Below are 22,575 nucleotides of genomic sequence, written 5' to 3'. Positions count from 1 at the left end.
ATGAGCCAGCTAAGCCTGTTTGAAGCAGATGAATATTATGAATTTCCGGAAGAATTGTTGGAATATAGAAAGAGTTTTTTATCTGAACAGGAAGCTTCGGAACTTTTTAATCAGCTTATAGCTACAACACCCTGGAAGCAGAACACCCAGAAGATGTATGATAAAACAGTTGTTACTCCAAGATTAACGTCATGGTTCGGCGATAGCAGTAAAATGTATCATTTGGGAAATAACGATTTTCATGTCAATGAATGGTCTCCGGAATTAATTGGTTTAAAAGAGAAAATCGAAACATTTTCGGGGTATGAATTTAATTCAGTACTCCTTAACCTTTACCGGGACGGGAATGATTCGGTTGCGTGGCATCGGGATAAGGAAAGCGAACTGGGAAATCGGCCCGTAATTGCTTCTGTTAGTCTGGGCCAGGTAAGGAATTTTGATTTCAGAAATATTAATGATCATCAAAAGAAATACAGTCTTGCTTTAGATCACGGATCGCTCCTGATCATGAAGGGGGACTTGCAGGTCAACTGGGAACATCGGATTGCAAAGTCTGTAAAGAAAATGAATCCGAGAATCAATCTTACCTTCAGGCTGATTCGTGAAATATAGCTTGGAATATTTATTCTTGAAAATATTTTCATGGTTATAATAATAAAGTGAAAAAAATAAAAGGCATTAACATAATTTGGCAAAGAAATTGTGTATTGATAACCAAAGTATTAAAACATCCGCTATGAATATTTCTTATTACGATTTTAAAAATATGCCTAATCAGGATCAATTCAGCTTAGTGATGAATGAAGGACGTGTTATGAACGAAAGAACAATTAATACTCTTAAGTATGTTCTTTACGAAATATCTCATTTTACGGTTGAAATGATTTACAATGTTCAGAATAATAAAATTGAAGGAATTAATGTATTCCAGAATAAAGGAGCGTACGCGATCTAAGTAACACAAACTGACAGGAAATAATGCAGAGCAGCTTTTAAATAAGCTGCTCTTTTATTTTGTTTTAATAGGATTGGAAAAATAATAACGTCGAATTTTTATCATATTAATATTAAAAATTGTTTAAAACAAAAAAATCCTCAGAAATCTGAGGATAAAAACTAATAACCATGAAAACTCAAATTAAACATGAGTACTAGTATATATTAAAATATTATGCCACTAAGACTGTCCGACAGGATTTTTTAATATTATTTATAAGTTTTTAAGAAAAAATATAATTTTTGATTTTAATTTGGAGAAAAATTTAAAACACGAATTTTAATGTTCGGAATTAGTCGCTCTTGGCACGGTTTATTCAGTATTTACAAAAATATAAATATGGCACATAAAAATTTCAGAAAAGAAGATTTTGTTAAAGATGAAGGTTCAGATCTTTACCAGGTGGAATTCCGAAAAGGAAATATAGGCGAGGGAGCTGATTTAATTGTTGAAAGACAAAAAGAAGATGGAGAATACGAAAACCTTCAGGCAGAAATCAGGAGGCACAATGATCGTATTTTTATCTGCTGGAGTGAACCTTTCAACGGTAGAGTAATTTTCGACGAATAAAAAATCCCGGCTAATTTCCGGGATTTTTGTTTATTATAAGCGTTTGAGGGATGTGGCATAATAATAGGTGAGTTATAGATAATTAACCAAAACCAATTACAAAATGAAATCCAATAACGAAATTCACGAAAGCCTTAAAGGTAAAACAGTTGTCATCACCGGCGGAAGCAGCGGAGTAGGGAGAGCAGCAGCTGAAGCATTCGCTCTGGAGGGCTGTACTATCGTTGTGGCAGCGCGCGGAAAAGATGCACTTGACGAAACCGTTTCTTTATGCCGTGATCTGGGAGTTGCTGCACTGGGCGTTCCTACTGATGTATCAATCGCTGCCGATGTTCAGAACCTTGCTAATAAGGCATTACAGTTTAACGGAAGAATAGATATATGGATCAACAATGCAGGAGTAATGGCAAGCGGTAAGTTTGAAGAAATTCCTATGGATCTGAACGAACAGGTGATCAAAACCAATCTTTTCGGATATATGCACGGTGCATACAGTGTTCTGCCGATTTTTAAAAAACAGGAAGACGGAATTTTAATCAACAATATATCAATAGGAGGTTTTATGCCGGCTCCTTACAGTGCAGTGTACTCTGCTACCAAATTCGGAATTCGGGGGATGATGGAATGCCTTCACGGTGAGATTTCAGATTTCCCGAATATACACATATGCAATCTGTATCCGCAGATTCAAAGGTCTACCGGAAACATGCATTCTGCTAAATTTTCCGGACTGGATTTTAAAATTCCTCCTTTTGCTGCAGATCCCCGGGATACCGCTGCGAAATTTGTACAGCTTGCTAAAAATCCACAAAAAGAATTATTCCCGGATATTACCTCCAGACTTCTCACGGGAGTTTATAAACTTTTTCCAAAACCCGTTATCAATACCGCTTCTGCCGGAATGAGAATGATGATGAAAATGAAAAAGGCACCGTCAGATTCTGGGAATATCTTATCGCCTTCACCCGAACCGCATAGGATTTACGGTGATACCATGTTTCCTGTTCCTTCCAGAAAAACAGGATTGGCAGTAATAGCAGGACTTGGATTAGGACTTGCTTTTATGTTTCTTAAATTAAAATCATCCAACGAAAATTAAATCAGAATAAATTTAATTTTATAAAAGTTTCGGGCAAATCTTCGATTTGCCCGAAACTTTTTTTACTTTCTGATGATTTTAGACATAATCACACAAATTAATCTATTATTGTAAGCATAATTAATTTAAAACTGATATTTTTGTGTCCAGTGAATAAGTTGATGGGAATTTAGAGGTAAGCAATTATTTTAATCAATATAAAAATGATCAAAAAGCCTTTACACAATTTCCATATTCCCGTAATGGGATTAGCGTACACTATTGACAGTCCTGTCCGTGTGGCGCAGTACGGAATTTCATCCGTAGTTTCTATAATTGATGATGAGATTATAGAAAAAATGAAAAATTTTTACAGCAACCGGTTCAACCTGAATTATGCAAGTATTTCGACAAGGGTTGAGGACTACCGTGCCAAGAGAATTACCGCGTATCTCAATATGCTGGATGATATTGTGACCGAAAAATTTGAAGCCTTTAAAGAGGAACTTTCAAAAAACAGAATGGCACTTGCCAATTTTGCGGATATGCTTCCCAACACTTCGGAACTGAAAGCCGGTCTTGAGCATTTCATGACCCACAAAGAAGGAATTGCTTCTGCTATTAAAAGCTTTATCGAAAAACATCTTTCTCCGGGAAATATTGATGTCAATATCATGACGAAAGTTGATAAGGATAATTTTAAAAACAAGCAACAACTGCCAGTAACCTATAATGATGCACATGCCTCATTGCGTGGATTTGCAAATAGCAAATTGTCTTCATCGGTAGTGCTTTCGGCAGGAATGAATCCCAGACTTTACAGTTATATCGAAGAATTTGAAGATTTTTATCCTGATGAAAAAGGAAGCATTAAAAAGAAAATTATTCTTAAAGTAAGTGATTTCCGTTCTGCGATGATTCAGGGGAATTTTTTAGCTAAAAAAGGGCTCTGGGTATCGGAATATAGGATTGAATCCGGGTTGAATTGCGGCGGACACGCCTTTGCAACGGAAGGACTTTTACTGGGACCTATTCTTGAAGAGTTTAAAAATAAAAAACATGAACTTATTGAATCTTCCCATATTTTAATGAACAAAGCATTGGAGCAGAAAGAAAAACTTCCTGTTGTCCAGCCTTTAGAATTAAAAATTACGGTTCAAGGTGGAGTTGGAACAGCTGAAGAACATGAATTTCTTTTAAATACCTATAATATTGACAGCATTGGCTGGGGCTCTCCTTTTTTACTGGTTCCTGAAGCGACCTCAGTGGATCACGAAACCAGGAAACTTCTTTCAGAATCAAAAGAAAAAGATTTCTATATCAGTAATTTATCCCCGCTTGGTGTGCCTTTTAATACGGTTAGAGATTCTTCCAATGAAATCATCAGACGTCAGAAACAGTCGAGAGGCAGATATGGAAGTTCTTGTCCTAAAAAGCTGCTGGCTTTAAGTAAAGAATATTCACCGGAAGGAATTTGTACGGCATCGAAAAAATATCAGGAACTGAAATTACAGGAACTTGAATCGCAAAAATATGAGTTTAGTTCCGAAATATATCGTAGAAAAAGACACAATATAACCGAAAAAGCATGTCTGTGTGTTGGTTTAGTAAATTCCGCATATCTTGAAAACGGTATTGAAATAAAAGGGGAGCAACAGGGCGTTGTGATCTGCCCCGGCCCGAATCTGGCGTACTTTGATAAGGAAGTTTCACTTTTGGAAATGGTAAAGCATATTTATGGTAGATCTAATGTTATTTCACATAAAAACAGGCCAAATATTTTCGTCAACGAAATGAAAATGTATATTGATTATCTGAAAAAGGAGATTGAAGAGTTTTCAGGAAATATAACAGCAGGCCAGATAAAAAAGTGGAAAAATTTTAAGGAAAATCTACTTCAAGGCATTGAATATTATGAGAACTTACTGAAAAAAACAGATTTTTTCAAAACAGATCTTAATATAAAATGTCTTCTACAATACAATAAATCAATACTATCAGGCATTGTAATTCCTGAAAGTTAGTCAACTGAAAATTAATTTGAAATTGTCTATGTGATTATATTTAATCTAAAATCTTTAAGTCACATCAAATTAATTAAAAATTGTTCTATATAAAGTGCTACAGGAAATTGTAGCACTTTTGTTTTATATTAGCTTGAAATTACCTTTAATATCAAATTAATTATAATATAAGAAGTCGTAATTACTTTTGTGCAATTGCAGATTAAAAAAACTGAAGGAAAAATGAACAAAAGATTACTAAAATACAATATATCACAGTAATCCATTTTATACTTGATGCTGCATAAATTTTTAACTTTGAGTGGTTAATCAATCTGTTCAATGAATTTTCTATTTCGAGTCTTTCATCAATATGGCCAACCTCTTCAGCCTGTAGCTTCTGGACCCGATATATTAACTTTTTAGTCAGATAGTTTTCACCGATATCGCATAGATAAGCTATAAAAGGAAGTATAAGTGCATATTGCAGAAAAGGAAACATGGGGAATATAGCCGAATTATACTCTCTTGAAAGAAGGTAAAAATGCGTAATCAGCAAAAAAATACTTGTATAAGCAAATGGCATAAAAATATTATCCATTTTCAGTGATTTTGTAATAATTTTTTGGGTTTTCGGGTTGATTTTAAGAATGATTTCGTTAAACATTCTACTCTTGTACGGAAGCTGGAGATCAAATATAGAAAAGTAGATCACGCAATTTTCCTTTTTCCCCGATTTGACTTCATAATAGAGGGTTGGTGCAAACGAAGAAAGACATGCACTTGTAATAATGGTGCCAAATATCATAAGTATTGAAAGCCATAAAATAACCTGGTCAAAATTTTCAATACACAGGTCAAAGGTTTCTCTAAAAATATATATAAATAACATAATTGGAAATTTAGTTGGTAAAACTGGATTTTTCTTTTAGTTTAGGACTAAGATTTTTATAAATCTCTGCCATTCCGCGTTCCTTTTTATAATTTTCCCAGTCGAAGAAAATGTCAGGATATACAAAATCTTCTAGCTTAAAATCAGTAATTCCGAAATCGGATTTTGCTTTTTGAAGGAGCTTATCCCGATCTTCAAAATTTAATTTTTTGCCTGACAGAAAGATCGTAGCGGCCAGTGCGCCTCTGTAAAACAGTTCAATCTGCTCATACGATTTTGGTGCAAAATTCAGCCAGCTTATTTTTCCTGTATCTACACTTCGTACTGTTTTTCTGAAATTGCTGTTTCTGATTAAAAAATCACGATCATAAAAATAGCGCATCGTTGAAATCATGGATAGGGCAAGCTTGGATTCATTATCTATCAGTTTATATAAATCGTCATTATCATACTCTAACTTAATGCCGAAAGTAGGTCGGGTAGGTATTGTGTGATGATTGCTGTCATAGAAAACATTGATAGGAAAATTTGATAGCGCTCCGCCATCTACAAAGAGAATCTCATTATTTCCCTGAATAAAATTCTTATAAGAGCCCAATTTTGTTTTCCAGGTTTCATTGATATTAATAAGTTGGGTATTAGACATCGTAACTTTATAAGGCTTGAAGAAAAAAGGAATTGACATAGAAGCTCTTACGTACTCTGCCGGCGAGATGGATTCGTCGGTTCCCCAATAAAACTCATGCATTCCGGGAAATTCAACTTTAATTTGGTTGGTAATGTCTGCCGCAACAACCACAAGCTGCTGAAAAAATTTGTTACCACATGCATTTACGATATTTTTTGTGTTTATAAAAAGTTTTTTTAGTATTTCCTCAATTATTTTATCGTTATTATTAATAGAAATAAATTTTTTGGTAGTGAGAAATTCGTTGATTATTTTAAGATCCTGCCAATTAATTTGGCTAAAATTGGAAATCCCACAAATTAATTGGATAAGGAGATGATCGACGAATTTCTGATCTTCGGCAGCTAAGTTATTTTTTGTTAGGTAATCGTCAAAAATTTCTTTAAGCTGTATATCTATCATTCTGTCTTTTAACTCATGCCAATCATTCTTTGAATCGTGCTGCGTATCCTGTTCTCCTATTTTATTTTCAGCACCACCATCAGAGGAATTTGTTGTTTCTTTAGTATTTACTAATTTTTCTGTACTTTCATTACCATTGGGATCTGTATTTTCAAAATGAGGATGATCAGGGACATAATAACACCGGTAAAGATCATTTTCTGTAAGCATTTTCCTTTTAAGATCACTAACGGTCTTAATGCCATTATTTTCCATGAGCCCCTGAATCCATTCTTTGAAATTATCTCCTGGATTAATACCCATTTTTTCGCTATTGAAGTATAATAGCCGTAAACTTGTAATATTTCTAATAAGCAAGGCTATACAAATCATAAACCCTATAATGGCCGCCAGAAGAGTTCGGTTAATCCATATTTGCCATGAAGCGGGATAATGCGTTAGAATTCCGACTCCGGTACCGCTAACAATAATTAGTAACAATAATATAGGCAAAAAGATAACGGTTAATCTCAGCCTGTTTTTAATTCTCTTAAGAAGAGGTCCTCTTTCTTTATTTGAAAAAAACTGTAAAATAAAAGATCTCCATGAGGGATGCCCGTCTACCAGTTCCCGCAAATCTTTTTGGGATAAATATTCAATAATTTTTTCCGAACGGGTTTCGTAACATTGTCTGATAAATTCTTCTTTCATACCCATCATAATAGCATCTCGGCGGGAATATACGCAGTTGAGCATCATGGTGTTGATTGCTCCTGCGCTTGTGCCTGCGCTGTTTAAAAAGGAAATTCCCATTTTTTCTAGAATATAGGTATAGCCCGCCAGTGCAATGCCGTGGACACCTCCGCCTTCTTGAATCAAATCCACATATTGCCTTGATGATTTTGGATTAATTCCGTATTTTCTGAGAAGGTCTTTTTTAGAATCTTCCCAGTTGATATTATCTCTGATATCAGAAACATGTAAGGAATCATTACTATAAAGTTTCTCGAGATGATCCAGCATGTGTTCAACAGTTTGAGTGAAATCTGATACATTCATGGTATTTATAATTTTATTTGTGATTATAATAGTTCAGATCGGATGAACCGAAAAACATCTTAGCATGGTTTATAATTTGGAAACAATCACTTAAGGAAGCTGATCTTTCTTTATAACCATGATGAGAGTAAATGTCTTAATTCGAAACCAAATGAGTGTGAATCTGGTCTTTTAGAAAAATATAGGATAGTTTTTTAAGTATCCTCAATGCAAAAGAATAATTTCATAATAATGGTTTTTAGTTTATATAAAGATAATTAAAACGGATGGTATGTAAAATAACACTTTTGTAGTATTTTGCTTTAACATCTTCAATATTAGTTTATTAAGCAGGTAATTCTTTCCATTTAAATATGTATATGTTAGTTAGTTTAGAAAATTAACATGTATCAACTATAGAAGGAATTATTCAGATATTTGTAAATGAATATTATAGTACCAAAAAATATTATTGTGCTCTGATTTTATTCTTTTTGATGAAGATAACAGATGGAATGTTTTGTGTGATAACTTAATGCTTTAGTAATTTACTTTTTGTTACCACTTTTTGCAAAATGTACAATCGTTAAACTGCCTATTGGTCAGGCTTTCCTTGATTTTTCTTGACCCATTTTTTATTTTTTGAATGGGACATGAAATAGGACATATAAATCGTGACCTATTTTGTTTTTTTTTGATACTGCGCTAAAACAAAAAACGCTGTAAACATTGATGTTTACAGCGTTTTAGCTTATTTTGGTTTCCCAACTGGCGGAGAGTGAGGGATTCGAACCCCCGGACCTGTTACAGTCAACAGTTTTCAAGACTGCCGCAATCGACCACTCTGCCAACTCTCCAGAAACTCCGATTATATCGTCGTTTTCAGTGGTGCAAATATAGAAATATTTTTTATACCTGCAAAATATTTTTTATATCATATTTATGCACCATATTTTTCAGCTGTCAGATAAATGTTTTGGAAATTGAACCCCCTTTAGATTAATTGCTTGGAACCAACAGGTTATCAATTTTCAGCAGTACAGCATCAATATCGAACGGTTTACTGATAAATTCATCGGCGTTGCATCTGCTGATTACTTCATGATCTTTTGCGTGTGCACTCATAATCATAATAGGAATATTTGACGTTTCAGGACGTGTTCTCAATTCATTGCAAACATCAATCCCGTTTCCGTCGGGCATCATCACGTCCAGGATAAAAATATCAGGAACTACAGAAAGATCTCTGTTGTTGAATGCTTCTACTGTAGAGAAAGAGCGAACGTCGTAGTCTTCGAATGACAGGAGGAGCTGTAATGCATCTCTGATGCCTGTCTCATCTTCAAGTATAAAAATTGTTTTCATAACGGTTGCATCGCAAAAACAAAGCCAAATCATTAATGACGGAAAATTTTATAATAATTATTTAAAGATTTTAATTTTCGAATAAAGTGTATTATTGAATCTGACTGCATTTGGGGCATATTCCGCTGATGACAAAATTATAACTATGCGCCGTAAAATTTTCAGGAAGATTAATTTCAGGAACCACATTTTCAATACAGGTCACTTCTTTACAATTTTCACAATTAAAATGTAAGTGATTATGTGAGTGTCTTTCCTTATTGCAATGGTTGCACTTCGCATAATTGACAACCCCGTCCATATTGATAATTTTATGAATTTTTCCTTCTTTTTCAAGCCTTTCCAAAACACGGTATATCGTTACCCGATTGCAGAGACCATTGAGCTTTTCCTGTATTTCATGATGTGATAAAGCACTGGTAGCATTGCTTAAGAGATGGAGTATTTCTGTTTTTGCCTGGGTATTCCGTACCTGTTTCATATTGAATTGCTAATGAAAATATGATGTAATATGCAACAAAGTTACAATAAGAATTTGTATATAATCTTAATATATAAAATGATAGTGCCTAATATGATGACATGCTTAAACATCAGATAGATTTTAGTCTATAATCGCGTGAAAAATTAATCAAGGGTAATCCACACCGGAGCATGGTCGCTGCTTTTCTCCCATCCGCGGACATGCTTATCCACGCCTCCTGATTTCAGATTTTTAGACAGATAAGGACTCAGCAATATATGATCCAGCCGCATTCCCGCATTCCGGCTGTAGGAATTATAAAGATAATCCCAAAATGTATAAACAGTTTCTTCGGGATAAAGCGTACGGATAGAGTCTGTCCAGCCTTTTTTTAGAATTTGCTGGTATGCTTTTTTTACCTCAAGCCGATATAAAGCATTATCTTCCCAACGTTCAGGTTTGTATACATCAGATGCGGTGGGAATTATATTGAAATCTCCAATGACAACTGCGGGAAGATCCATTTCTATAAGCTGATTCAGTCTTTTTTTTAGACGTTTGATCCATGAAAGTTTATAATCGAATTTTGGTCCGGGATATGGATTTCCATTGGGGAGATAGAGACAGCATATAACGGTCTGGTTAATGATTGCTTCAATATACCGGCTTTGTTCATCTTCCGGATCTCCGGGTAAAGATCGCTGAACTTCGGTGATTTCCATATCTTTTGCCAGTATTGCAACACCATTCCAGCTTTTCTGTCCTTTCCAGATTGCGTTGTAGCCTGCAGCATTGATTTCACTTACAGGAAATCGTTCCTGCGGAGCTTTCAGTTCCTGAAGACATACAATGTCAGGTTGAGCTTCTTCCAGCCAGCGAAGTAGGACAGGAAGTCTTCCGTTTATTCCGTTTACATTATAAGTTGCTATTTTCATAAGCTGCAGGGATTTATTTTTTTCATATCCACAATATTTGTTCCATATGAAAGCTATGTTAATGCGTAATTTATTATAAAAAATAAGTTGTGGTATCATAAATAACTTATTTGTTAAACTTTGGCAAATAAATTGTTACTATCAGCGTGAGCAATATAATTGCTATTTATCTTTAACCATTTTACAATAATATTATGAAAAATTCAATTTTAACAGTTCTTGCGGTTGCTGCAATGGTAGCTTGTAAGAAAAATGAAACTACAACTTCCGACCAGTCTGCAGATTCAACGACAATGTCTGCTCCTGCAGATACCTCAATGAATAGGGGAGATTCTGCCACTACAGCGATGTCGGATTCCAATGCTGCGAACAGCACATTAAGTGCTCAGGATAAAAAATTTGCAGACGCAGCAGCGACAGGTGGTATGATGGAAGTAATGCTTGGACAGCTTGCTTCAACCAATGCTTCTAGTGCAACTGTAAAATCATTGGGAGCAATGATGGTAAAAGATCATGGAAAAGCCAATGATGAACTTAAAAAGTGGGCTTCTGCGTCCGGATATACCTTACCGACAAATTTGAACGCTGAACAACAGAAAAAACATGACGAGCTTAAAGCTAAAAAAGGAGCAGAATTTGACCGTATGTATGCAGATCTTATGGTAACAGATCACCAGAAAGATATTGCTGAATTTAAAAAACAGGCTTCTGAAGGATCTGAAGCATCTCTGAAGTCTTTTGCAAGCAGTACTCTTCCTACATTGGAGCATCATCTGATGGAATCTGAAAAAGCAAAGACTGCTGTAAAATAAACATATTCAATATTTATTATAAATCCAATTTAATTACGGAAGATCAAAACTCTTCCGTAATTTTTTTATCAATTATTTAATTACTTTTTACTTACATACCGATTGTTTTTAAGGTAAAACCGAAGCGGCAGTTGGGCATGTTCATCAGCATAAGCAACCCCGATCCGTGAGGTAGAAGCAATATCCTCCGTACGATACTGTAATCCCGAATCTTCAATCCAAATATCTTCTCCTGTCAACGATTTTCTGTTGAAGGTCATATCGATACCCAAAGCTTTGCAGACAGATCCGGGACCTGAAGAAATGGATTTGTCGGATGAAGACCTGTTTCTTCTGTTTTCGATAACCGAGAATCCCTTATATGGCTCTACAGATCTTATAAGAACACTTTTAGGATCGTTTTTTAGTGAAACCACAATATTAAAAAGATGATGAATGCCATAACATAAATAAATGTAAGAATATCCACCCGGCTGATACATAGCTTCTGTTCTCAATGTCCGCCGTCCGCCGTAAGCATGAGAAGCTTTATCCTCTTCTCCGAAATACGCTTCTGTTTCAGTAATAATTCCGGCGGTGATTTCTCCATTTTTCTTCGTGAAGAGTATTTTGCCTAAAAGATCCTGGGCAAGGAAAATAACATCTTTATTCTGAAAATATTCTGGTTTTAGCTTTGCCATAAAACAGCGTTTGATTGAAATGTAATAATTTTTTTACTGTTAAACGTATATTTTTCTTTCAATAATTTTAAGATAATTTTCTTTTTCAAGCTTTTTGATGCATCTTACCACGGTTTCGGTTCGCAAACCCGTGATTGCAGCAAGTTCTTTTCTGGTAAAAGGAACTTCAAAAGCAAATTTAGACATATTGTTGCTGAAACTTTTATGATATTCCAAGGCGCCTTTAATCCTGATTTCGGGATGAAGCGACGAATTGTTTTGCAGCATGATGTATTTATAATACAGCCGTTGGGACAAAAAACTGTTGATATCCATTGAAATATTGGGGTTTTCATCCAAAAGCTTCATGAATTTTTCTTTAGAAAGAGTAATAATGCTTGTAGGCTCAATGGCAACTGCATTTACGGGATATTTTTTATCAATAAAAAGCAAAAGTTCACAGACACTGAAACCATTATGCAAAACAGCAAGAATAAGTTCTTTGCCGTCTTCATTAAAATGGCTTAGCTTTATCCGTCCTCTTCTGATTTGGTAAAACAGTCTCGGCGTATCTCCTTCGTTGAAAATAATCTCAGAATTTTTCAGGTCTTCAACTGCTGCACCGTACGATAGCAAAAGTTCTTCTTCAATTAGCATGGATATGGTTTAAGGTTAAAAAGCTGTGAAGATGTATTCTTGACATCTTATCCTTCGAAGTTATTATTATAAAAGCGAAAAGATTATGACCTATATCATATCACCCTCATTTTCTTTAATATGAAATTTCATATCACCATCATAATAAAACAAATTGTATTTGCATTGATTAGAATCAATCATATTGTTAGAGTTCTTTCGTAAATTCGATAGAAGCAGAAAACAAAATATTGATTATCATATGAACAGCAAAACGAAAGACAAGGCAGTTCCAAAAGGAAAATTGTTGATTATCGGGGGAAAAGAAGACCGTAATGGAACAGAAGTGGAAATAAAGGATAAAAATAAAAATTTCATCCCTCACGAAATTCTTCAGCTTCTCATAAATGATAAGGCAGACAGAATTGAAGTCATTACCACGGCAAGTTCAGAGCCTGAAAGCATGCGCGAAACCTACACCAAAACATTTAAAGAAATAGGATATATTAATTTCGGATTTATTCATTTCACCGGAAAAGCTGAAGATGAATATGTTCAAAGAATCAGAAAAAGTAAAGCTGTCTTTTTCACCGGAGGCGATCAGAACAGAATTTGTAATGAAATAAAAAATACCGAAATCTGCGATGTACTGATGGAGAAATACCTCGGTGAAAAGGATTTTATAATTGCCGGAACCAGCGCAGGAGCTATGTGTATGCCTGAAATTATTATTTGTGAAGCCGAAGATGATGAGGCGATTTTGGAAAACGATATTAAACTCGCATCAGGACTTGGACTTTTATCGGGCTGCATTGTAGATACTCATTTTGTTCACAGAGGAAGGTTTGGAAGGCTGGCACATGCCGTAATGCTTCACCGTGAATGTTTCGGAATTGGTTTGGGGGAAGATACTGCACTTTTAATTGAAGAGGGAAAGAAGGCAATCTGTAAAGGATCCGGAATGGTGATCGCAATGAGTGCGAAAGAAATCGGAAAAACAAATATAGAAACAGTGGAAGAGGGCCATCCTGTATATGCAGAAAATATAAAAGTTCATATCATTACGGACGGCTGTTCCATCAATCTGGAATCCGGAGAATTCAGGGCTTCCTAAAACTCAGGAATAAAACAAAAGGAATATGCAATTTCAGCAGATTCCTTTTTTTATTTATATTTTAAAAATTGCTTATTTCAAGACCAGCAGGCCATTTATTTTTGAAACAATATGATCAAGATCAAAAGGTTTCGCAACAAAATCATTTGCTCCCGCATCTGCTGCAATATCATCTCCGTCAACGCTTGCGGAAAGTACGATTACCGGAAGATCTTTAATGTCCTGTGTGTTTCTGATTGCCTTTAAAACCTGGTCACCCGACAAAAGGGGCATCCAAAGATCAAGAAGAATAAGATCCGGTTTGTCGATCTGGATCTGCTTAATGAGGTTCGTACTGTTGATTTCGGTGAAGACGGTAAAACCTTCAGATTCCAGAAGCATCTCCAGGACATCAAGTATACCTTGGTCATCATCACAGACCATTATTTTTTTGCTATTCATTCTTAGTGATTTTTCATAATGGGTAATGTAAAACTAAACGTAGAACCTGCCCCGATTTCACTTTCTACCCAAAGTGTCCCGCTGTGGTTGGCAATAATTTCATGTGAAATATAGAGTCCGATTCCCAGTCCCGGAAATTTTTTCTGTATTTCTCGTGCCCTGAAAAAGCGGTCGAAAATTTTCGCTTTATCCTGAGTACTTATTCCCATTCCGTAATCTGTGACCGAAACTTTCACGAAATTTCCAACCCTGTTGATATAAATATCTACTTTATCTGATCCCGGAGAATATTTTATGGCATTCGATATTAAATTATTAATAACCTGTGAGATCTGCAGCTCATCCCCTAAAATAGTAGCATTGGTGGAGCCCGTTAATGAGATGTTGTGGCTCGGTGCAGATACGGAAAGATTATCAACGGTATCGCGAATGGTTTTGTCAATATCAAAAGGATCAAGATGGAGTTCTATATTTCCCGACTGTATCTTGGAGGTATCCAGAAGATCCGAAATAAGTACGTTCAGACGGTCTACATATACCGATACTTTATCAAGAGTTGTATTGAATCTCTCCGGAGAATTTTCCGGAACCATTCTCTGTAAAAGCTGTACAAGACCTTTTATAGTGGTCAGAGGTGTTTTAAGCTCATGACTTGCAATGGAAAGGAAATCATCTTTTCTTCGGTCAAGTTCTTTCTTTTCTGTAATATCTTCAATTGCAATAAGAATTCTGTCTTTATATTGACCTTCAAATTCAATACGATAAGCATTCAGGAGCATTACTTTTTTACCAATATGTGGAAAATCGTGTTCTACTTCATAATCAATTACCGGATTATTGGTCGGTAATATTTTCGTCAGGAGTTTTTTCAGAGGATCAATATCCCATTGATGATTACCCAGTTCAAAAAGGATTTTTCCTACGGTATCTTCTGAAGTTACTTTAAATGAATTTAAAAAATGCGTATTTGCACTTAATACTTTATAATCAGCATCAAGTACCAACAGACTTTCCCTCACGGTCTGAACAATACTTGAAAGAAAAGTCTCACTGTCTACAAGTTCTTTTGTTCTTTCAAGGATCTTTCTTTCTACTGAAGATTTTTCTTCCCTCAGCTCATGCTCTGCTTTTTTACGTTCCGTGATATCATTTTGCACTCCGATAAAATGAGTAATAATGCCTTCTTCATTTTTTACAGGAGAAATATAAAGTTCATTCCAGAAGAGTTTTCCGTCTTTTTTGTAATTTCTTATTTCAAGTTTGCTGTCTTTTCCTTTTCTGATGCATTCTTTAATGAATTCTCTTTCGGGCTGAGATCTGTCCTGTCCCTGAAGAAACCGGCAATTGTGCCCAATGATTTCGTCATGTGAATATCCTGTTATGGTTTCGAAGGCCTTGTTACAGTAAATAATTGGATTGTCCGGCTGGGTATTATCGGTGATGATAATTCCGCAGTTGGCCGAGTTCAGTGCCTGTATATAGATGTCAATGTTGTTATTCATCGGATTATAGCTGTTTTGTAAAGTTTCCAAGCTTTAAACTTTCATTGATATGCAAATATGAGAAAAAGCAAAATGTTTTGCAAATTTCCATAAATGCTACAAGGTTATTCGCAAATAATATGCCTTTAATATATTTTTTAAATTTAATCTTAAAAAAAATAATTGTTTTTTACTTTGAATTATAATTGGTGTATGATTAATCTCATAAGTATATATCTTTGTGCTTTATACTGAAACATGAAAAAAGTCGGAATTATAGGTTATGGTTGGTTGGGGTCAAGAATAAGCAGAAACTTTGCTGAAAGTTTTGAGATGCATGCTACCACAACATCACCGCAAAAGCTTAAAAATATTCGCTCTGAAGGAATTCAGGCGGATCTTGCAGTTTTTAATGAAGATGAAAAGCAATTTCCTGATCCATGGAATATTGCTCCGGAGCTTGATGTCATTATTATCACGGTTCCTTTTTCAGAAAGAAGAACATCAAAGGAAATACTGCAAAAAAAGCTTTCAAACTTAATTTCATTCATAGGAAAATTTGAAAAACAACTGTTTTTTATGAGTACCACAAGCGTTTACCCTGACGAACCGGGTATTTTTAAAGAAGAAATGTTGCCTTCAGAAAATGTTTTTACAGAAAATAAAATTAAAGAAGCTTTTCCACAGATTAACATTCTGAGGCTTGGCGGATTGATGGGAGATTCAAGGTTACTGAAGAATTTTAAGATCTCGGATCTGTCCGGAGTTGTCAATCATGTTCATTATGAAGATGTTTCAGCAGTGATCCTGAAAATGATTGAAAAGGATGTTCGTAGGAAAGTTTATAATGTTGTGGCGCCGCTTCATCCTTTAAAACAGGAAGTGATTGCCGCTCAGAATAATCAACATATTGATGATTTGCAGTATAATAATAAAGAAAGAATCATCTCGTCTGAAAAACTCATTACTGAATTAGATTTTACCTTTATACATCCTGATCCGAAAAACTTTCATCTGGATTAATAATATTAATTTAATGTAAATTCATTTATATAAGAAAATATTTTCAGGTTTTGCTAAAAAATGGTCTGCTTTATGCTAAGACAATAGTAAGCTGGTTAAAAGCTTACACCATAATCAAACACCTTAAAATATTAAATTATGAAAGAATTTACACAATGGGAAAATTCCCCGTCGCTTAACAGAGAAATTGAACGCCAGAAAGCCCTTAAAGTTCTTGAAAAAGCAAAAATGATAAAAAGAAAAGTTGTTTTCCTGCCTAAAGGAGCTACAGGAAATGCAAGATTGAACGATATTTTTTAACGTATCTATTTAAAAAGATTTTATTTATATTGCGAACAATACAATAGACCATAGCAGTTTCTGTTATGGTCATTTGTTTAAACAAGGCTTTACAAAGTCAAATGAACAAGGACCGTGAAAAAATGATAATCGATATGAGTTTTCCGGAACAAATTAATGCCGGTAAATCTTTTGTAGGATCTGAAGATATTATTTAAATCTGCAAAATTAATTATTGTAAGCTTCTGACATTCACATTCGGACTTTCTCCTTTCGGTACGATAAAGATTGCATCATCATTTACAGAATCGCCGCTGTCAAGGTAATATCCTGCAACAATGGGAATGACAAAGCTTTGGTATTTACCATCCTTGGTATAAGCCCAGTAAGTAACATTTACATTTTGAGGCTTAAGTTTAAGATCAATTTTTTTTGATGTAAGTTTAGCTCCTGTAGCATTAATGCAGTTAACTTCCACTAGTGTATTGCTGGGAACGAGCTGCGGAGCATTACTAAGCCGGACATTATAGCTTTTTTGAGTATTGTTCACCAATTTTGCAGATACCTTATAACGGTCGAATTCTTTGCCGCCAACAGTTATCGCTTCTTTATTAAGGATATTAAAGGTAACGGAAAGTCCGTTAACATCTACTGATTCACCATCTGTTATTTTCTGTGCACTGACAAAAGAAAAAGAGGTAACTAAAACGAAAATAGAAGAATAAAATAGTTTTTTCATAATAATATTGAGTTTTGAATGGTATATATTTTAAATAAAATTAATGAAAATTATGAATATACCACACTTCTTTACTAAAGTTTAATATTATAGAAGCTTAAATGATTTATGCTTGAAAACATTGTCCCTGGTTAAAACTTTATTTACCTTTATCATACCAAATTACTGATATGAAAAAATATACCATTGGAGCATTGTTGTTCTCGATGATGCTTATAAATGTTAATGCCCAATCCTTACAATCTCCTGACGGAAAGTTTGAAATGAACTTTCAGCTGAAGCAGGGAATTCCGTATTACAATCTGAAATATAACGGAAATGTAGTAGTGGAGGATTCTAAATTGGGGCTGAGATTATTTAAAGATACCGCCATTAAATTTGCTTCGGAAATCGCAAAACCCGAAGATGCCAAATTTGACCTCAACAACGGCTTTACCAAAACAGAAGAAAAAAAGGATTCTAAAAACGAAACCTGGCAGCCTGTGTTGGGAGAGAAAAAAAATTATATCAATCAATACAATGAACTGGCGATAACTCTTCATCAGGACGCTACCGATAGAAATATTGTGGTTAAGTTCAGGCTGTTCAATGACGGATTAGGATTTCGGTATGAATTTCCTCAGCAGAAAAACCTGAATTATTTTGTGATCCGTGAAGAAGACTCGGAAATTGATTTTCCAACGGATATGAAAGCATGGTGGATTGTTGCTGATTATGACTCCCAGGAATACCAGCCGCAGACAACAAAAATCTCTGAAATTCCCGGTCGATGGGATCAGGCATTTGATAAACATTCTTCCCAGACTTTAATAAAAAATGCCGTACAGTCTCCTTTAATGCTGAAAAAAGAAGGTAAAGATCCTTTGTACGTAAATGTTGGAGAGGCAGCGGTGTTAAATTATCCTGCTTCACATCTTGAAGTAGATCCGGTTAATTTTAAATTTAAAACACATCTTACTCCTGATAAGCAGGGTGCAAAAGGATATATCCAAACCTCTTCCGTTTCCCCGTGGAGAACAATCATTGTTTCTCCTAAAGCAGAAGAAGTTTTAGCATCTAAAATGATGTTTAACCTGAATGAACCTACAAAATATACCGATACTTCATACATTCACCCTACAAAATACATGGGTGTCTGGTGGGAAATGATCATCGGAAAATCACAGTGGGCGTATTCTACAGCCAATAATGTGCACATCGGAGAAACTGATTTTACAAAGCTCACCCCAAACGGAAAGCATGCCGCCAACAATACAAAAGTAAAAGAATACATCGATTTTGCAGCAGCCAACGGTTTTGGCGGATTACTTATCGAAGGATGGAACATCGGCTGGGAAGACTGGATCGGTCATAACAAAGAATTTGTTTTCGATTTCATCACACCTTATCCTGATTTTGATATTAAAATGCTGAACGATTATGCGCATTCAAAAGGAATTAAATTAATGATGCACCACGAGACCTCAGCATCTGCAACCAATTACGAAAGGTGGGCCGATCAGGCATTTCAGCTGATGAACAAATATGGTTATGATGCCGTGAAAACGGGTTATGTAGGGGATATGGTTCCAAGAGGTGAACACCACTATTCCCAGTGGACCATCAACCATTTCTATAGAATTGCAGAAAAAGCGAATGAATACAAAATCATGGTGAATTCCCATGAATCGGTAAGACCCGGAGGAGAGAGCAGAACGTACCCAAACTGGATTTCAGCAGAAGCAGCTAGAGGAACGGAACATGAAGCTTTTCAGGGTAATAATCCGGATCACCAGACGATTCTTCCGTTCACGAGATGGATGGGAGGATCTATGGATTATACACCGGGAATTTTCCAGACGAAACTGGATTATTATTTTCCGGGTGATAAACGTTTTGTAAAAACAACGCTGGTAAAACAACTCGCTTTGTATGTGGTTATGTACATGCCGCTTCAGATGGCTGCAGATTTACCGGAGAATTATCAAAAGCATATGGATGCTTTCCAGTTTATTAAAGATGTCGCTGCAGACTGGGATGATACGAAGATTTTATCGGCAGAACCGGGAGATTATATTATCACGGCCAGAAAAGCAAAAGGCACAGAAAACTGGTTCGTAGGAGGAATCACCGACGAAAACAAACGTGATTACACGGTAGATTTTTCATTTTTAGATAAAGGAAAAAAATACGAAGCCACGATTTATGAAGATGGAAAAGATGCGGATTACATCAACAATCCACAGAGTTACAATATCTACAAAAAACAGATCACAAGTAAGTCTAAAATCAATTTTAAAATGGTGAGAAGTGGCGGTTTCGCGATTTCAATAAAACCATTGTAAGCATATACATAAACTTGTCAAAGTTTTAATTTTCTGATCTGAAGAAAGAAAAGCTCCGGTTAATTCGATTAACCGGAGCTTTTAACTTTAATGGTGTCTTACACCTTTTTGGTGGTAATTAATATCCTTATTTACCGCTTCATAATTTTTTGGAATATTTCCGGACTGTTCATCAAATGCATGATTTCCCGAAAAATTCTGTTCCGTTACCGGAGTTTCAAAATGGATTTCTTTACCATTTTTATAAAGTTTATTATCAAAAGTCCGGTATATTTTATTCTCCTCATAGGTATTTCCGTCGGGAGCCGTAAAAGTTTTCACTTTCGGTTTCTTTTTTCTGTTTATTCCCCAGGCAACTGCTGTTCCTGCTCCTACAAGCGCTAGCGCTATTTTTATTTTGTTATTCATAATATGATGATTTTTGATTAATTAAATGTTAACTGTTACGGCTGACCGCTTCCTCCTGCAGCACCGTAAATCTGGCCGGTAGAAAAACTGGCGTCATTCGCGGCAAGTTGCACAAAGATTGAAGCAAGTTCTGCCGGTTGTCCAGGTCTTCCCAAAGGGGTATCCGCCCCGAATTTTACAAGATTTTCCTGTGTCTGTCCGCCACTCACTTCAAGAGCGGTCCAAACGGGCCCCGGAGCAACACCGTTTACCCGGATTCCTTTGGGACCAAGCTGTTTGGCTAAGGATTTTACATAACTTGTTGTTGCCGCTTTCGTCTGTGCGTAATCATACAGATTTTCAGAAGGATCATAAGCCTGAACCGAAGAAAGTCCGATAATAGAAGAACCTGGTTTCAAATGGGGCAAGGCAGCTTTTGTAATCCAGAAAGGTGCATAAATATTGGTTTTCATCGTTCTTTCAAATGCTTCAGTACTGATATCCAAGATTGATTCATGGGTTTTTTGATGTCCTGCATTGTTGACAAGGATATCAAGTCCGCCCAGCTGTTCCACAGCCTGTGCAACAAGTTTTTTACAAAATGATTCATCCCGGATATCTCCCGGAATAGCGATCGCTTTTCTTCCTGCTTTTCTGATAAGTTCAATAACTTCTGCTGCATCAGATTCTTCTTCAGGTAAATAATTAATCGCAACATCTGCTCCTTCACGAGCATAAGCAATTGCTGCAGCCCTGCCTATTCCGGAATCTCCGCCCGTAATTAGCGCTTTTCTACCCATAAGTCTTCCTGACCCTACATAGCTTTTCTCGCCATGATCAGGGACGGGATCCATTTTGCTTGCCAATCCCGGGAAAGGCTGCGACTGGCTTTTAAAAGGGGGCCGCGGATATTTTGTTGTAGGATCTGTGAGATCAGGACCTGTAGAATTTTTTGGTTTTTGATTTTGTGATTGCGCAAACGCTCCCGGAGAAACAGCAGCAACTGCAACAGTAGCCGCAATCTTTCCAAGAGCATTTCTTCTTGTGATTGATTTTTCCATAATATCAGATTTGGTGTGGTATGGCCTTAAATGCCTTTCAATAATGTATAGCAATGAATATTCCAAGCTGTACAAACTTTTATTTTTTTAACAGAAATTGCAGATAAGATTTGACGTTCATCTAAAAAAGACCAAGTTTTGAATGAATATTATATTAAATTTATATCTCAGCGGCAAGATAGTTGCTAAATTTTAATACCCAAATTACAATTTATATGAGCCTGCAATTAACCAAAGAACCCAAAAAAAGAAGTGAAAAAAATAATTCGGATCATTTTCTGAATGATGTTCTTACCGGTCTTCAAAGCGATCCTAAACATTTATCTTCAAAATATTTTTATGATAAAACAGGAGACGAGCTTTTTCAGAAGATCATGGCAATGCCGGAATATTATCTTACCCGATGTGAACTTGATATTTTTAAAAATAAAACGTCCGGACTTGCAGAAGCTATCCGATCCGATGAGCAACCTTTTGATCTGATTGAACTCGGAGCAGGAGATGCCATGAAATCGACATATCTGCTTAAATATTTAAGTGAAAAACGAGCCGATTTTACTTATATGCCGATCGATATTTCGGGTAATATTTTATCCGTACTTGAAAATAATCTTAAAGATAAACTTCCTGAAATCAATATTAAAACTCTTGAAGGAGAATATTTCCAGATGCTGAAAAAAGCAATGAAGCTTTCATCAAGAAGAAAAGTAATTTTATTTTTAGGGGGAAACATTGGAAATATGACCAGTAAGGAAGCTGAAAAATTCTGTACTTCACTACATCAGCTATTGAATAGTGAAGATATTGTTCTTATCGGTTTCGATCTTAAAAAAAATCCTTTTACCGTATTGAATGCTTACAGCGACAAGTCAGGAATTACGGCAGAATTTAATCTGAATCTTTTAACGAGAATCAACCGTGAGCTGGGTGGAAATTTCGATATTGAACAATTTGAACATTATGAGTCGTACGACCCGATTACAGGAGCGTGCCGAAGTTTTCTGATAAGCTTAAAAAATCAGCAGGTAAAAATTGAAGAAGAAACAATTGATTTTGCTGAAAATGAAGTGATTGATATGGAAGTTTCACAGAAGTTTTCAAAATCGGACATTGAATATCTCGCTGAAAAATCGGGATTTTCAATAACTAGGAACATCAGTGATTCAAAAGAGTGGTTTATAGACAGCATCTGGAAGGTAAACAAATAAA

The 22,575-nt window shown here is 35.5% G+C and carries 23 protein-coding genes and 1 tRNA gene; 11 read left to right on the top strand and 13 right to left on the bottom strand.

Translation table 11 applies throughout. The features are described 5' to 3' along the window. From ODE14_RS05285 to ODE14_RS05265, 5 genes are all read left to right on the top strand, one after another. Positions 1-612 (top strand): alpha-ketoglutarate-dependent dioxygenase AlkB family protein, encoded by a 612-nt coding sequence (locus ODE14_RS05285; protein ID WP_248393079.1) that lies wholly within the window; start codon positions 1-3, stop codon positions 610-612. Between the two features lie 124 nt (positions 613-736). Further along, complete coding sequence (locus tag ODE14_RS05280; protein ID WP_248393081.1) at positions 737-955, top strand: hypothetical protein; 219 nt, start codon at positions 737-739, stop codon at positions 953-955. A 381-nt stretch (positions 956-1,336) separates the two neighbouring features. After that, entirely contained in the window at positions 1,337-1,567 is a 231-nt protein-coding gene (locus ODE14_RS05275) for a glutathione synthase (RefSeq protein ID WP_263603232.1), read from the top strand. 103 nt (positions 1,568-1,670) lie between these two features. Beyond that, positions 1,671-2,666: an SDR family oxidoreductase gene (locus ODE14_RS05270; protein WP_263603231.1), complete on the top strand. Its 996-nt coding sequence runs from the start codon at positions 1,671-1,673 to the stop codon at positions 2,664-2,666. Positions 2,667-2,869: 203 nt separating this feature from the next. Further along, positions 2,870-4,669 carry a hypothetical protein gene (locus tag ODE14_RS05265; RefSeq protein WP_263603230.1) on the top strand — a complete coding sequence of 600 codons (1,800 nt, stop codon included), beginning with the start codon at positions 2,870-2,872 and terminating at the stop codon, positions 4,667-4,669. Between the two features lie 202 nt (positions 4,670-4,871). Here the strand turns inward: ODE14_RS05265 and ODE14_RS05260 are convergent, their stop codons facing one another. From ODE14_RS05260 to xth, 6 genes are all read right to left on the bottom strand, one after another. Further along, the gene (locus tag ODE14_RS05260) at positions 4,872-5,540 is read right to left on the bottom strand and encodes a hypothetical protein (protein WP_263603229.1); all 669 of its coding nucleotides are present in this window, start codon (positions 5,538-5,540) and stop codon (positions 4,872-4,874) included. Between the two features lie 10 nt (positions 5,541-5,550). After that, a complete protein-coding gene (locus ODE14_RS05255; RefSeq protein WP_263603228.1) occupies positions 5,551-7,668 on the bottom strand; it encodes a patatin-like phospholipase family protein in 2,118 nt (705 codons plus the stop codon). Between the two features lie 748 nt (positions 7,669-8,416). Then, positions 8,417-8,504: transfer RNA gene (locus ODE14_RS05250), tRNA-Ser, on the bottom strand. 142 nt (positions 8,505-8,646) lie between these two features. Beyond that, on the bottom strand, positions 8,647-9,012 hold the full coding sequence (locus tag ODE14_RS05245; RefSeq protein WP_248393087.1) for a response regulator transcription factor: 366 nt from the start codon (positions 9,010-9,012) through the stop codon (positions 8,647-8,649). 91 nt (positions 9,013-9,103) lie between these two features. Then, on the bottom strand, positions 9,104-9,493 hold the full coding sequence (locus ODE14_RS05240) for a Fur family transcriptional regulator (protein ID WP_248393088.1): 390 nt from the start codon (positions 9,491-9,493) through the stop codon (positions 9,104-9,106). Between the two features lie 146 nt (positions 9,494-9,639). Further along, positions 9,640-10,410 (bottom strand): exodeoxyribonuclease III, encoded by a 771-nt coding sequence (gene xth / locus ODE14_RS05235; protein ID WP_263603227.1) that lies wholly within the window; start codon positions 10,408-10,410, stop codon positions 9,640-9,642. 194 nt (positions 10,411-10,604) lie between these two features. Between xth and ODE14_RS05230 the strand changes: the two genes are divergently transcribed. Next, entirely contained in the window at positions 10,605-11,222 is a 618-nt protein-coding gene (locus tag ODE14_RS05230; protein ID WP_263603226.1) for a DUF4142 domain-containing protein, read from the top strand. Between the two features lie 80 nt (positions 11,223-11,302). On the opposite strand, the gene ODE14_RS05225 is transcribed toward ODE14_RS05230, so the two are convergent. Together ODE14_RS05225 and ODE14_RS05220 are read right to left on the bottom strand one after the other, a co-directional pair. Beyond that, the gene (locus ODE14_RS05225; RefSeq protein WP_263603225.1) at positions 11,303-11,902 is read right to left on the bottom strand and encodes a DNA-3-methyladenine glycosylase; all 600 of its coding nucleotides are present in this window, start codon (positions 11,900-11,902) and stop codon (positions 11,303-11,305) included. A 39-nt stretch (positions 11,903-11,941) separates the two neighbouring features. Beyond that, positions 11,942-12,538 (bottom strand): Crp/Fnr family transcriptional regulator, encoded by a 597-nt coding sequence (locus ODE14_RS05220; RefSeq protein ID WP_248393101.1) that lies wholly within the window; start codon positions 12,536-12,538, stop codon positions 11,942-11,944. 241 nt (positions 12,539-12,779) lie between these two features. Here ODE14_RS05220 and ODE14_RS05215 point away from each other — a divergent pair, with 241 nt between their 5' ends. Continuing rightward, on the top strand, positions 12,780-13,631 hold the full coding sequence (locus tag ODE14_RS05215; protein WP_263603224.1) for a cyanophycinase: 852 nt from the start codon (positions 12,780-12,782) through the stop codon (positions 13,629-13,631). A 72-nt stretch (positions 13,632-13,703) separates the two neighbouring features. On the opposite strand, the gene ODE14_RS05210 is transcribed toward ODE14_RS05215, so the two are convergent. Together ODE14_RS05210 and ODE14_RS05205 are read right to left on the bottom strand one after the other, a co-directional pair. After that, positions 13,704-14,072: a response regulator transcription factor gene (locus tag ODE14_RS05210; RefSeq protein ID WP_248393105.1), complete on the bottom strand. Its 369-nt coding sequence runs from the start codon at positions 14,070-14,072 to the stop codon at positions 13,704-13,706. Positions 14,073-14,074: 2 nt separating this feature from the next. Continuing rightward, positions 14,075-15,574, bottom strand: a complete 1,500-nt coding sequence (locus tag ODE14_RS05205) for a PAS domain-containing protein (protein ID WP_263603223.1) — start codon at positions 15,572-15,574, stop codon at positions 14,075-14,077. A 237-nt stretch (positions 15,575-15,811) separates the two neighbouring features. Here ODE14_RS05205 and ODE14_RS05200 point away from each other — a divergent pair, with 237 nt between their 5' ends. Together ODE14_RS05200 and ODE14_RS05195 are read left to right on the top strand one after the other, a co-directional pair. Continuing rightward, positions 15,812-16,576 (top strand): hypothetical protein, encoded by a 765-nt coding sequence (locus ODE14_RS05200; protein ID WP_263603222.1) that lies wholly within the window; start codon positions 15,812-15,814, stop codon positions 16,574-16,576. Positions 16,577-16,714: 138 nt separating this feature from the next. After that, positions 16,715-16,876, top strand: coding sequence for a hypothetical protein (locus tag ODE14_RS05195; protein WP_248393111.1), 162 nt, complete (start codon positions 16,715-16,717; stop codon positions 16,874-16,876). 211 nt (positions 16,877-17,087) lie between these two features. On the opposite strand, the gene ODE14_RS05190 is transcribed toward ODE14_RS05195, so the two are convergent. Then, a complete protein-coding gene (locus tag ODE14_RS05190) occupies positions 17,088-17,594 on the bottom strand; it encodes a hypothetical protein (RefSeq protein ID WP_263603221.1) in 507 nt (168 codons plus the stop codon). Between the two features lie 170 nt (positions 17,595-17,764). Here ODE14_RS05190 and ODE14_RS05185 point away from each other — a divergent pair, with 170 nt between their 5' ends. Further along, a complete protein-coding gene (locus tag ODE14_RS05185) occupies positions 17,765-19,918 on the top strand; it encodes a glycoside hydrolase family 97 protein (RefSeq protein ID WP_263603220.1) in 2,154 nt (717 codons plus the stop codon). 87 nt (positions 19,919-20,005) lie between these two features. Here ODE14_RS05185 and ODE14_RS05180 read toward each other — a convergent pair whose 3' ends face one another. Then, the gene (locus tag ODE14_RS05180) at positions 20,006-20,326 is read right to left on the bottom strand and encodes a hypothetical protein (protein ID WP_263603219.1); all 321 of its coding nucleotides are present in this window, start codon (positions 20,324-20,326) and stop codon (positions 20,006-20,008) included. Between the two features lie 35 nt (positions 20,327-20,361). Beyond that, on the bottom strand, positions 20,362-21,366 hold the full coding sequence (locus tag ODE14_RS05175) for an SDR family oxidoreductase (RefSeq protein ID WP_263603218.1): 1,005 nt from the start codon (positions 21,364-21,366) through the stop codon (positions 20,362-20,364). A gap of 215 nt (positions 21,367-21,581) precedes the next feature. On the opposite strand from ODE14_RS05175, the gene egtD reads away from it, so the two are divergent. Then, a complete protein-coding gene (gene egtD, locus ODE14_RS05170) occupies positions 21,582-22,574 on the top strand; it encodes an L-histidine N(alpha)-methyltransferase (RefSeq protein WP_263603217.1) in 993 nt (330 codons plus the stop codon). Position 22,575 lies beyond the last annotated feature (1 nt).

The organism is Chryseobacterium sp. PET-29 (assembly GCF_025736815.1).
GTDB lineage: Bacteria > Bacteroidota > Bacteroidia > Flavobacteriales > Weeksellaceae > Chryseobacterium > Chryseobacterium nepalense.
Note: the sequence above shows the minus strand (reverse complement) of the source record. Positions and strands in the feature narration are given on the sequence as shown.